The organism is Pantoea sp. AN62 (assembly GCF_050432985.1).
In the GTDB taxonomy this organism is placed as follows: Bacteria; Pseudomonadota; Gammaproteobacteria; order Enterobacterales; family Enterobacteriaceae; genus Pantoea; species Pantoea brenneri.
Genome location: NZ_JBNPYB010000003.1, coordinates 23,802 through 31,612, shown reverse-complemented (window position 1 = coordinate 31,612; position 7,811 = coordinate 23,802). Strand labels below are relative to the sequence as shown.

At 59.7% G+C, this 7,811-nt stretch carries 7 protein-coding genes and 1 pseudogene; all 8 read left to right on the top strand.

The window, feature by feature from the left end:
- Positions 1-927 (top strand): annotated as a pseudogene (locus tag FHW04_RS04590) (electron transport complex subunit RsxC); the annotation flags it as partial.
- On the top strand, positions 928-1,986 hold the full coding sequence (gene rsxD, locus FHW04_RS04585) for an electron transport complex subunit RsxD (RefSeq protein WP_031377349.1): 1,059 nt from the start codon (positions 928-930) through the stop codon (positions 1,984-1,986).
- A 3-nt stretch (positions 1,987-1,989) separates the two neighbouring features.
- Positions 1,990-2,622, top strand: a complete 633-nt coding sequence (rsxG, locus tag FHW04_RS04580; RefSeq protein WP_031377350.1) for an electron transport complex subunit RsxG — start codon at positions 1,990-1,992, stop codon at positions 2,620-2,622.
- Positions 2,615-3,319, top strand: a complete 705-nt coding sequence (locus FHW04_RS04575) for an electron transport complex subunit E (RefSeq protein ID WP_089561517.1) — start codon at positions 2,615-2,617, stop codon at positions 3,317-3,319. The genes rsxG and FHW04_RS04575 overlap by 8 nt, the downstream gene beginning before the upstream one ends.
- Complete coding sequence (gene nth / locus FHW04_RS04570; protein WP_031377352.1) at positions 3,316-3,948, top strand: endonuclease III; 633 nt, start codon at positions 3,316-3,318, stop codon at positions 3,946-3,948. The genes FHW04_RS04575 and nth overlap by 4 nt, the downstream gene beginning before the upstream one ends.
- 226 nt (positions 3,949-4,174) lie before the next feature.
- Positions 4,175-4,897, top strand: coding sequence for an HPP family protein (locus FHW04_RS04565; protein WP_031377353.1), 723 nt, complete (start codon positions 4,175-4,177; stop codon positions 4,895-4,897).
- 209 nt (positions 4,898-5,106) lie between these two features.
- A complete protein-coding gene (locus FHW04_RS04560; protein WP_089561516.1) occupies positions 5,107-6,450 on the top strand; it encodes an MFS transporter in 1,344 nt (447 codons plus the stop codon).
- Positions 6,428-7,774, top strand: coding sequence for an enolase C-terminal domain-like protein (locus FHW04_RS04555; protein WP_089561515.1), 1,347 nt, complete (start codon positions 6,428-6,430; stop codon positions 7,772-7,774). Before FHW04_RS04560 ends, FHW04_RS04555 begins: the two co-directional genes overlap by 23 nt.
- The last annotated feature ends 37 nt before the right edge of the window (positions 7,775-7,811 follow it).

Genomic DNA, 7,811 nt, shown 5'->3' with positions numbered 1-7,811 from the left:
GCTGACGCCCAGCCTGCCGCTGAAACTGACGATCCGCGCAAAGCCGCGGTGCAGGCCGCCATTGCCCGCGCGAAGGCGAAGAAAGCCGCCCAGGCGGAAAGCGCGCAGCCGGTAACGGACGCTGACGCCCAGCCTGCCGCTGAAACTGACGATCCGCGCAAAGCCGCGGTGCAGGCCGCCATTGCCCGCGCGAAGGCGAAGAAAGCCGCCCAGGCAGACAGCGCGCAGCCGGGAACGGACGCTGAGTCACAGCCTGCCGCTGAAACTGACGATCCGCGCAAAGCCGCGGTGCAGGCCGCTATTGCCCGCGCGAAGGCGAAGAAAGCCGCCCTGGCGGAAAGCGCACAGCCGGTAACCGACGCTGACGCCCAGCCTGCTGAAGAAACTGACGATCCGCGCAAAGCCGCAGTGCAGGCCGCTATCGCCCGCGCGAAGGCGAAGAAAGCCGCCCAGGCAGACAGCGCGCAGCCGGGAACGGACGCTGAGTCACAGCCTGCCGCTGAAACTGACGATCCGCGCAAAGCCGCGGTGCAGGCCGCCATTGCCCGCGCGAAGGCGAAGAAAGCCGCCCTGGCAGACAGTGCGCAGCCGGTAACGGACGCTGAGTCACAGCCTGCTGAAGAAACTGACGATCCGCGCAAAGCCGCAGTGCAGGCCGCTATCGCCCGCGCGAAGGCGAAGAAAGCGCAGGCTCAGGCAGCGGCGGCCGATGCAGCCTCACGTGATGCTGCGGTAGTGGCCACGCAGGCCCATTACGCCGTCGAAAAAGCTGAACAGGCGCAGGAGCAAGCGAACAACGCCAATGCTGAACCGGAACAGGCACCTGAATTGAATCAACCCGATGATGCGCGTAAAGCCGCCATAGCGGCCGCCATCGCACGTGCCAAAGCGCGTAAAGCGCAGTCGTCTACGACGCTTGAGGATTAAATGGCTTTTCGTATCGCAAGTTCCCCTTATACCCATAACCGCCGCAGTACCGGCAATATCATGTTGCTGGTGGTGCTGGCGGCGGTGCCGGGTTTTGCCGCACAGTGTTATTTCTTTGGCTACGGCACGCTTTTACAGGTTTTACTGGCTACGCTGACCGCCTGGCTGACTGAAGCTGCTATTTTACGGCTGCGTAAAGCGCCGGTTGGCAGCAACCTGGCAGACAACTCAGCGCTGCTGACGGCGGTGCTGATCGGTATCAGTCTGCCCCCGCTGGCACCGTGGTGGCTGGTGGTGATCGGCACGGTGTTCGCCATCGTCATTGCCAAACAGCTGTATGGCGGGCTGGGCCAGAACCCCTTCAATCCGGCGATGGTCGGTTATGTGGTGCTGCTGATCTCCTTCCCGGTCCAGATGACCAGCTGGTTGCCGCCCGACACGCTACAGGCGATTAAACCGACGCTGATGGACAGTCTGAGCATGATATTCCGCGGCCATACGCTGGCGGGCGAGACCATGCAGCAGTTGCAGATTGGCGTTGACGGCATCAGCCAGGCGACGCCGCTGGATACCTTTAAAACCGGGCTGCGCGCCGGTCACAGCGCCGATCAGTTACTGGCGCAGCCAATCTACAGCGGCGTGCTGGCGGGTCTCGGCTGGCAATGGGTCAATCTGGGTTACCTGGCTGGCGGTCTGTTTCTGCTGTGGAAAAATGCGATCCGCTGGCATATTCCTGCCGCTATGCTGCTGTCGCTGGCGTTCTGCGCTACGCTTGGCTGGGTATTTTCACCAGACTCGCTCAACAGTCCGCTGATTCACCTGTTCTCCGGCGCGACTATGTTGGGTGCATTTTTCATCGCCACCGATCCGGTTACCGCCTCCACCACTAACCGCGGTCGTCTGATTTACGGCGCGCTGATCGGCCTGCTGGTCTGGCTGATCAGAAGTTTCGGCGGTTACCCGGATGGCGTGGCCTTCGCGGTGTTGCTGGCCAACATCTGCGTGCCGCTGATTGACTACTACACCCAGCCGCGCGTTTACGGCCATTTAAAGGATTAAGCGATGCTGGAGACGATTCGTAAAAATGGCGTGACGCTGGCGATCTTTGCCGCGATCACTACTGCGGCGACCGCAGTAGTTAATACCGTGACCAAACCCACGGTGGAACATCAGACTCAGCTACAGCAGAAAAACCTGCTTGACCAGGTGGTGCCGACCTCGCTCTACGACAACAACATCCAGCAGGATTGTTACGTTGTCACGGACCCGGCGTTAGGCAATGCCGCGCCCCACCATCTTTATCTGGCGCGTAACAACGGTCAGCCAGTGGCGGCCGCGCTGGAAACGACCGCGCCGGATGGCTATTCCGGTGCCATTCAGATGCTGGTCGGGGCCGATTTTCACGGTAAAGTGCTGGGTGTGCGGGTGGTGGAACATCATGAAACGCCGGGTCTGGGCGATAAAATCGAGTTGCGTATTTCGGACTGGATCAACAGCTTTAACGGCAAAGTGGTTCAGGGTCCGACAGATAAAGCCTTTGCGGTGAAAAAGGATGGCGGTGAGTTCGACCAGTTTACCGGTGCCACCATTACCCCACGCGCGGTGGTCAACGCCACCAAACGCACCGCACTGTTAATAGCAACCCTTCCGGAGAAACTCTCTTCGTTACCGGCATGTGGAGACGCAAATGAGTGAAGCTAAAAGCCTGCTGGTCGGCGGGTTGTGGAAAAATAACTCCGCCCTGGTGCAGCTGCTGGGTCTCTGCCCGCTGCTGGCCGTGACCGCCACCGCCACCAACGCCCTGGGATTAGGTCTGGCGACCACCCTGGTGCTGACTCTGACCAACAGTTTTATCTCCGCCTCACGCCGCTGGGTGCCGTCGGAGATCCGCATCCCGATTTACGTGATGATCATCGCTTCGGTGGTGAGCTGTGTGCAGATGCTGATCAACGCCTACGCCTATGGTCTGTATCAGTCGCTGGGCATCTTCATCCCGCTGATTGTGACTAACTGCATCGTGGTTGGCCGGGCCGAGGCGGTCGCCTCGAAAAGCAGCATCCCGCTGGCGGCGCTGGATGGTTTCGCCATCGGTATGGGTGCCACCTGTGCCATGGTGGTGCTGGGATCGATGCGTGAAATCATCGGCAGCGGCACGCTGTTTAACGGTGCCGATCAGCTGCTGGGTCCGTGGGCTAAATCGTTGCGGATTGAGGTGGTGCATTTTGACTCGCCGATGCTGCTGGCGATGCTGCCGCCCGGAGCCTTTATCGGTCTCGGCATGATGCTGGCGGGTAAATATCTGATCGACCAGAAAATGAAACAACGGGCTGCACAGCGCCCAGAAGCCGCTGCCTCTGCCGCTCCACAGGGCGCGACCGGGAAAGCGGTGTGAACCAGACCAAACGTAATGAGATCCTCCGTCGGCTGCAGCAGAATAATCCGCATCCGACCACCGAGCTAAACTTCAGCTCGCCGTTTGAGCTGCTGATTGCGGTTCTGCTGTCGGCGCAGGCCACTGACGTCAGCGTTAACAAAGCCACCGCCCGGCTCTATCCGGTGGCGAATACCCCGGCCGCGATGCTGGCGCTGGGCGTTGAGGGCGTTAAGGAGTACATCAAAACTATCGGGCTGTTTAACAGCAAAGCGGAAAATGTGATTAAGACCTGCCGCATCCTGCTGGAACAGCATAACGGCGAGGTGCCGGAAGATCGTGCGGCGCTGGAAGCACTGCCCGGCGTGGGCCGTAAAACCGCCAATGTGGTGCTGAACACCGCGTTTGGCTGGCCGACTATCGCGGTCGATACCCATATCTTCCGCGTCTGCAATCGCACCCACTTTGCGCCGGGTAAAAATGTCGAGCAGGTGGAGCAGAAACTGCTGAAGGTGGTGCCGGCGGCCTATAAAGTTGATTGCCACCACTGGCTGATCCTGCATGGCCGCTATACCTGCGTGGCGCGAAAACCGCGCTGTGGTGCCTGTCTGATTGAAGACCTGTGTGAGTATCCCGATAAGGTTGATTAATTTTCATTCTGACCCGCTACGGCGGGTCTTTTTATTTAGCGCCCCACCTGCCAGCGCCAATGACGACAGTTAAACATCGTTGCTGCCCCATGATTTCCCCTTTTTTCCGGGGTAAATATCGCCCCGAAGATACCTGCACAATTTGTCGGGTTGTTACATTGATGTTGATGATGGAAAATCGCCGACCCCGACGATAAGAAAAAGTTATGACACGGTGCGTAAAGTAATGAGCAAAAGCCCTTCCAGCGGGAGGCAGGCGATGCGCCTGTTTCTGGCCCGATTCTGGCCCCATCCGCTGGCGGTGAGTAAAAAGCATGTGATGATCGCCAGCCTCGGTGCCGGTATCGGATTGATCCTGACCAGTCTGCTGAGTCACTGGGTGCTGGGCGAGCTGAACCTGTGGTTTGTCGCGCCGGTGGGTGCATCGGCGGTATTGCTGTTTGGCGTACCGGCCAGTCCGCTGGCGCAGCCGTGGGCAATCGTCGGCGGCAATACGCTGTCGGCGCTGGCTGGCGTGACGATCGGTCAGCTGATCCCCAATCCGGCGATTGCCTGTGGCGTCGCCGCCTGCATGGCGATCCTGCTGATGTTTCAGCTACGCTGCCTGCATCCGCCGGGCGGCGCTGTCGCCCTGACCGCCATTCTGGGCGGACCCACAGTGAATCAACTCGGCTATCATTTTGTGCTGACGCCGGTGCTGCTCAACTCCCTGACCCTGGCGCTGCTGGCTATCCTGTTCAACAACCTTGCCGGGCGGCGCTATCCCCATCCGCTGGCACCGGAAGAGGTGAAACCGTCTCCGGTTGAGATACCGGTGCCGCTGACGCGCGCGGATCTGCATCAGGCGCTGGAAGGCGGCGAACTGCTGGATATCGACGAGGACGATCTGCAGGCGCTGTTGCAGCGTGCCGAACAGATTGCCCAGCGTCGTCAGACCGCCAAAGCGTGAGACGCCGCGGCCGGTAATGCTGACGGCCAGACCCTGAATATGATCCGACCCACAGTTTTGCTCAGCCAAAGCGAAGCGCCGGTCCAATAACATATTGATAACAATGATGCCCAGGCCGGACGCCCAGTGTCCCCTGGGCGATTGCCCATAGAGCCCGCCTTTTCAGCGCCCTACACTTTGCCTTCTCTACGCAGCCGCGAGGAAGACCGATGGATAGCGCCCTGTCACCGCATCACGATGAGCTGATCGCCTCCGCCATCAAAAAGTTTTTTACCCGCATCATTCCGATGCTGGCCGTTATGCTGATCATTAACCAGATTGACCGTGCCAACATTGGCTTTATCAAGGCAGAGCTTCACACCGACGCCGGGATCAGCGCGGCCGCCTTCGGCCTGGGTGCCGGGCTATTTTTTATCGGTTACGCGCTGTTTGAGGTGCCGAGTAACCTGATGATGAAGCGTTATGGTGCCCGGGTCTGGCTGACCCGCATCATGATCACCTGGGGTATGGTGGTGGTGCTGACCGGCTTTATCACTTCTCCGCTGCATTTCTACCTGTTGCGCTTTTTACTGGGCGTTGCCGAAGCGGGCTTTTTCCCTGGCGTGCTGTTCTATTTTCGCCAGTGGGTGCCCAATGCCTGGCGCGGCCGGGCCACTGCGATGGTACTGAGCGCAACCGCCGGGGCATTTCTGTTTTCCGGCCCGATCACCGGCGCAATCCTGATGCTGCATAATTTTCTCGGTATCGCCGGCTGGAAATGGGTGATGTTCCTCGAAGGTGGTGCCTCGGTGCTGGTGGGGATCGTGGCCGCCTGGGTGCTGGTTTCGCGGCCCGCCGATGCCCGCTGGCTGAGCGAGCCGGAAAAGCAGGCGCTGGCACAGCAGCTGCACAATGAAGAAGCCCATCGTGATCGGCTTAACCAGCAGCCGGGCCGGATGTCACTGCTGCGTAACCGTAGCCTGCTGTTCTTCTGCGCCATTTTCTTCACCATGACCATGACCGGCTACACGCTGGTGTTCTGGCTACCGCAAATTATTCAGCGTATTCAGGGCTTCAGCAGCTTTGGCATCGGCATTCTGACCGCCATTCCCTGGCTGTGCGCGATTGTCGCCATCAATCTGCTGAGCCGTTTTTCAGACCGCCATCGCGATAAGCTGGATAAAGCGCTGGGTGTCGCGATGCTGGTGGCCGCCTGCGGTACCTTTATGGCGACGCTGGGATCGCCGTGGTTTGGTTTTCTGGCGATGATCGTCGCCTGCATCGGCTCGAAAGTCAGCGCCACCTTCTTCTGGCCCATGCCACAGGGTGAACTGCCCGCATCGATTGTCGCCCCGGGAATTGCGCTGGTGAACTCCATCGGCAATCTTGGCGGTTTTTTCGCGCCGACGGTGTTCGGCTATCTGGAAATGAAGACCGGCTCGACCACCGGCGGCCTTTATGCACTGACCAGCGTGTCGCTGCTGACCGGTCTGTGGCTGCTGCTGCGCCGTAAACCCACCCCGTCTTCCCTTGTACCTATGGAGAATCAACATGTCAGCCAGTCCAGTCATTAAAACTATGCGGGTGGTGCCGGTCGCCGGCTATGACAGCATGCTGCTGAATATTGGCGGCGCGCATAACTGCTATTTCACCCGCATTCTGGTGATTATGACCGACTCCGCCGGCCGCACCGGCGTCGGCGAAAGCCCCTGCCACGCCTCGACGCTGGCGCTGCTGGAGCGCTTCCGGCCACAGATTGAGGGCAGCGATCTGCTGCGGCTCAACGCAACGATTTCGACGCTGTTTGCCAGCGATGCGCGACACCAGCAGAGCGCACATACCAATGACATTCACATTCCGCAGATGAACCCGGAGAAGTTCTACAATGCCGCTGCGGCGATTGAAGCGGCGCTGCTTGACCTGCTGGGACAGCATCTCGATTTGCCGGTCGCCGAGCTGCTGGCCAGCGGCAAACAGCGCGATCGGGTGCCGGTGCTGGGCTACCTGTTTTATATTGCCGACCGTAAACTGACCACCATGAATTATCAGGCGGGTCCGGCTGGTAGCGATGGCTGGCTGCAACTGCGCCATGAAAAAGCGATGGATGCTGCTGCCGTGGTGCGACTGGCGGAGGCTGCGACGGATCGTTACGGTTTCCGTGATTTCAAGCTTAAGGGCGGCGTGCACCACGCAGAGGTGGAAGTTGAAACCGTTAATGCCCTGCTGGCACGCTTTCCCGATGCGCGAGTCACGGTGGACCCCAACGCCAGCTGGTCACTGGATGACGCGATTTATTATGGACGCCAGCTGGCGGGTCGCATTCCTTATCTGGAAGATCCCTGCGGCGCGGAGAACGGCTATTCCGGCCGCGAGACGCTGGCAGAATTTAAGCGCGCCACCGGCATTCCGGTCGCCACCAACATGATTGCCAATGACTGGCGTCAGTTGCAGCATGCCTTACAGCTTAATGCCATCGATATTCCGCTGGCCGATCCGCACTTCTGGACGATGCGGAATGCGCATACCGTGGCGCAGCTGTGCCACGCATGGGGCCTGACCACCGGCTGTCACTCGAATAACCATTTTGATGTGTCGCTGGCGATGGTGGCGCACCTGGGAGCGGCTGCGCCTGGCGATCGGCTGACCGCCTTCGATACGCATTGGATCTGGCAGGATGGACAGCAGCTGACGCAGCAGGCACCCCAGATTCGCGACGGCTATCTGGAACTGCCTGAGGGGCCAGGACTGGGTATTACGTTAGATATGTCGAAGGTTGAAGCGGCACATGCTCTCTACAATGCACTGCCGGATAAGAACCGTAACGATGCAATCGGCATGCAGTTCCTGATTAATAACTGGCGCTTTGATGCCAGACGCCCGGCGCTGTTACGCGATTAATCGCGCAGCCGGTGACACTGTCACCGGCTGCTGGCGG

Excerpts from the sequence above, each read along its gene's own strand:
- FHW04_RS04565 (WP_031377353.1), top strand. The coding sequence starts at position 4,175 with ATGAGCAAAAGCCCTTCCAGCGGGAGGCAGGCGATGCGCCTGTTTCTG.
- FHW04_RS04555 (WP_089561515.1), top strand. The coding sequence starts at position 6,428 with ATGTCAGCCAGTCCAGTCATTAAAACTATGCGGGTGGTGCCGGTCGCC.
- FHW04_RS04560 (WP_089561516.1), top strand. The coding sequence starts at position 5,107 with ATGGATAGCGCCCTGTCACCGCATCACGATGAGCTGATCGCCTCCGCC.
- FHW04_RS04575 (WP_089561517.1), top strand. The coding sequence starts at position 2,615 with ATGAGTGAAGCTAAAAGCCTGCTGGTCGGCGGGTTGTGGAAAAATAAC.
- rsxD (WP_031377349.1), top strand. The coding sequence starts at position 928 with ATGGCTTTTCGTATCGCAAGTTCCCCTTATACCCATAACCGCCGCAGT.
- rsxG (WP_031377350.1), top strand. The coding sequence starts at position 1,990 with ATGCTGGAGACGATTCGTAAAAATGGCGTGACGCTGGCGATCTTTGCC.